This window comes from Klebsiella sp. OBRC7, from assembly GCF_000293135.1.
Classification (GTDB): Bacteria; Pseudomonadota; Gammaproteobacteria; order Enterobacterales; family Enterobacteriaceae; genus Klebsiella; species Klebsiella michiganensis.
The window spans coordinates 1-3956 of sequence record NZ_ALNJ01000115.1; the positions used below are offsets into that span (position 1 = coordinate 1).

Sequence of the window (3956 nt, forward strand, 5' to 3'; positions counted from 1 at the left end):
GCCGATAATCGTCAGGCCGTTTTAACCCGCCGCCGCGAATCCATGGCGATCAGCACCACCGACGAGAGAATCAACAGCGTGCCCAGCCAGTCCGGGAGGGTAAAAGTGATGCCGAGCAGCAGCAGGGAGAGCAGGGCGCTACTCAGCGGCTCCGCGCAGCTGAGGATCCCCGCCTTCGCGCCGCCAATCTTCTGCGCGCCGTTCAGATAGAGGCTGAAGGTCAGCGAGGTGCCGATGACCACCAGGTAGAAAAAGGCCAGCAGCAGGCCGCCGGTCACCACAAAATGGTTGCCCTGTCCGGCGTAGAACGGCAGCAGCATGGCGCCGCCGAGCAGCATGCTCCAGCCGACAATCGGCAGCGTGCCGTAGCGGGCAATCAGCGTCGAAGGATAAGTCGTATAAAAAGCGGCGGCAAACGCCGAAGCAATCCCCCAGAACAGCGCCGTGGGGGAAATCGACAGCGTCGTCGGGTTGCCGTGGGTCACCAGCAGGAAAGTGCCCGCCAGCGAGGTGGCGATGGCCGCGAGCACCAGCGGGCTGGGGCGCGTTTTGCGGGCGATGGCAAACCAGGCGACGATAATCGTCGGCGACAGAAACTGCAGCACCGTCGCGGTGGCGGCGTTGGATTGCTCGATAGTCATCAGAAAGGTGTACTGCACGGTGAGCGCGCCGAACAGCGAAAAGATCAGCAGACTGACGGCGTCTTTGCGGTTTTGCAGGACGCGGAAAATCTTATCGCCGTGAAAGAACGAGAGCATCAGAAGGATCAGGCCGGCGAACAACAGGCGCGTCATGGTCAGAAACGGCGATGACATCTGGCTTTGTTGCATAATATATTGCGCGCATACGCCGGAACTGCCCCACAGCACGGCGGCGATCAGTACGTTCAGCATCCCTTTTTTGCTCGAGCCCATCTTTCCCTCAGGTGAAAATAGTGCGAAAGCAGTATCATAGCATGAGCACGCGCGGGAAGCGGGGCAGGAAATGGTAGCCGGATCCTTTATCAGATGGCCAGCAAAGCGTACCCCGGCCGACGTTGCCCGGTGGCGGCTGGCGCCTGACCGGGCCGACAGAAACGCGACGCCACGTGCAAAAAATATTTAGCATGGGGCGTCAGTGCCTCCCGCCATGCGGCGGATAAACTCAGGTTCACCGCCGTGCGCCAGACGCGCGCTCTAGCCTAAATCAACGTTTTTACTGCCGAACAGCCAGGTCAGGGCGAAGCCGCACAGATAAGAGACCGCCAGCCCGGCGGCATACACCGCCATTCCGGCGTAGATCCCGCTTCCGGAGGTCATCAGCGGCAGCGCCACCAGACCCGACGGGCCAAATACCGTATTCAAGCCGACCGGAAGCCCCAGCCAGGCGACAAGCCCGAGGAAGAAACCGCCGCAGGCACCGCCGAGGCAGGCGGTGATAAACGGCTTCATGCGCGGCAGCGTCACGCCGTAAATCAGCGGTTCGCCGATGCCGAGGAAGCCGGGAATAATCGCTCCTTTAATTTGCGTACGCAGCAGAGAGCCGTGCTTCGCCCGCCAGAACAGCGCCAGCGCCGCACCAACCTGTCCGGCACCGGCCATGGCCAGGATCGGGAACAGCGAGTTAAACCCCTGCGCATCCACCAGCGCGAAATAGACCGGCACGAAGCCCTGATGGACGCCGAACATCACCGCCAGCAGGAACAGGCCGGCCAGTACCGCAGAGCCGAACGGGTTACCGTTAAGGTGCAGAAACAGCCATGACATCCCGGTGAACAGCCAGCCGCCGATAGGCATAATGACGGTAAAGGTGATCGCGCCCATAATCAGCAGCGTCACCGCCGAGGTGAGGATCATATCGAGGTTGGCAGGCATGATGCGGCGTACCTGTCGTTCCACCCACGCGCCGATAATCGCGGCGATAAGCACGCCGATAATATTGCCGCGCGGGTCGATACCGTGGCCGAAGAAGGTCGAAATTCCGGAATAGAAGCCGCTGGTGGCTTCCGGGTTATAGCCGAGGACAAACAGCGCTGCGATGATGGCCCCGTTGACCCCGGAGCCGCCGAAGGCTTTCTGGGCGTTATAGCCGATCAGGATGCTCAGGAAGGTAAACATCCCCTTGCTGAACACTTTCATGTAGCCGATCAGCGCCATCAATGTCGCGTTTGGATGCGCGTTTTCGAGGACAAATATCTGCTCCGCCAGGGTGGCGAACCCTAACAGCAGGCCGACGGCGATAAAACCGGGAATGAGCGGGGTGAAGATGGTAGCGAATTTCGCGAGGAATTTTTGAATACCGCTGGTTTGCTTGCTCTTCAGCGCCTGTTTCTTTTCGGCGGCGACATCGGCCAGCGATGGCGCATCCGCCGGGGCCTCTTCCAGTAACGCATTCATCATTTCCGCCGCGGTTTGCGCCTTGCCGGGCCCGAGGACGACCTGGAACTGTTCATCGCTAACGATCACCCCCATTACGCCGTCAATCTGGCGGATGGCGGCGCTATCGGCCCGTGATTCATCGCGCAGGGTCAGGCGCAGCCGGGTCATACAGTTGCCCGCCTGCGCGACGTTCCCGGCTCCGCCAACGTGCTGCAGGATCCGCGCTATCATCTCTTTATTTATTTTTGCCATTGCAGATTACCTGTTGGTCAGCGGTCAGGAGTGGCTCAGCGCCTTGCGGATATAGCCGTTATTTTTTGCCAGCAGCGCCTGGGCATCCGCGGCGCTTAAATCAGCCAGCACCATCACAATTGCCGTTTTGCAGTGGCGATCGCACGCTTCCAGCGCGCTCTGGGCGGTTGCGCGATCGCATTCGGTCGCTTCCATAACGATAGACACCTGGCGCTCGATAAGCTTGGCGTTGGTCGCTTCCACGTCCACCATCAGATTGCTGTAGACCTTGCCGATGCGGATCATCGCCCCGGTAGAAATCATATTCAGCACCAGCTTCTGCGCGGTGCCCGCCTTCAGGCGCGTTGAGCCGGTCACCACTTCCGGACCCACGACCGGCGTAATGGCGACGTCCGCCAGCTGGGCCATTTCGCCGTGCGGGTTACAGCTGACGATGGCGACAAAAGCGTTCTGGCTGTGGGCATACTCCATCGCGCCGATGACGTACGGCGTGCGTCCGCTGGCGGCCAGGCCGACCAGCACGTCGCGGCTGCTAAAGTTCAGGTTCTGCAGGTCCATCGCCCCTTGCGCTTTGTTGTCTTCGACGTTCTCTACGGCGCTCAGTATGGCTTTATGGCCGCCCGCGATAATGCCCACCACCTGCTCCGGGCGGGTGCCGAAGGTCGGCGGACACTCGCTGGCATCAAGGATCCCCAGACGCCCGGAAGTGCCCGCGCCAATGTAAATCAGTCGACCACCCGCCTGCAGCGCCGCCGCGACCTTATCCACCACCTGGGCAATTTGCGGCAGATAGGGGGTGATGGCGTGAGCCACCTGCTGGTCTTCCTGGTTAATCACCGTCAGCATCTCTTCGGTGGTGAGGATATCAATGTTGGCGCTATTGGCGTTGCGACGCTCGGTCAGCAGTTTGCTCAGGTCGATACTCATAGGAACCTCTTTAGTCACGGTGGCGGGCAGTATAAGGAATTAATTATTCCTTTCCTGTGAAGGTTATCACGATTGGTGTTGAAGGAATAATAGGAGATTACAGTACTGACGGGAAAAATTGGGGTAATATAGTTGGAATATTTTATTACCCCGGAGGAGGTTATGCGATGGGGTGCGGCTTTTTCAGGCCAATCAGCAGCGCGGCCAGATAGCAAAGGGTCATCGCGAAGCTCATTTTGAGCATCGTTTCGCCACCGAGTCCGGCCAGCGGCGCGGCAATACCGCCGAACACAAACATCAGCGTGCCCATCAGGGCGGAAGCGGTGCCGGACTGGCGGGCGTGAATGGCGTTCATCGCTTCCGAGCCGGCAACGGTACTGATGCCGCTCATCATGGAAACGGTAAAAAACAGGCCGACCA

The 3956-nt window shown here is 59.8% G+C and carries 3 protein-coding genes and 1 pseudogene; all 4 read right to left on the reverse strand.

What is annotated here, in order from left to right:
- Nucleotides 1-11 precede the first annotated feature (11 nt).
- Complete coding sequence (locus HMPREF1144_RS22810; protein WP_009654083.1) at nt 12-914, reverse strand: DMT family transporter; 903 nt, start codon at nt 912-914, stop codon at nt 12-14.
- A gap of 261 nt (nt 915-1175) precedes the next feature.
- Nucleotides 1176-2609 (reverse strand): PTS N-acetylmuramic acid transporter subunit IIBC, encoded by a 1434-nt coding sequence (gene murP, locus HMPREF1144_RS22815; protein ID WP_009654081.1) that lies wholly within the window; start codon nt 2607-2609, stop codon nt 1176-1178.
- A 24-nt stretch (nt 2610-2633) separates the two neighbouring features.
- A complete protein-coding gene (gene murQ / locus HMPREF1144_RS22820) occupies nt 2634-3536 on the reverse strand; it encodes an N-acetylmuramic acid 6-phosphate etherase (RefSeq protein ID WP_009654080.1) in 903 nt (300 codons plus the stop codon).
- Nucleotides 3537-3696: 160 nt separating this feature from the next.
- A pseudogene (locus HMPREF1144_RS22825) lies at nt 3697-3956 on the reverse strand (Bcr/CflA family drug resistance efflux transporter); the annotation flags it as partial.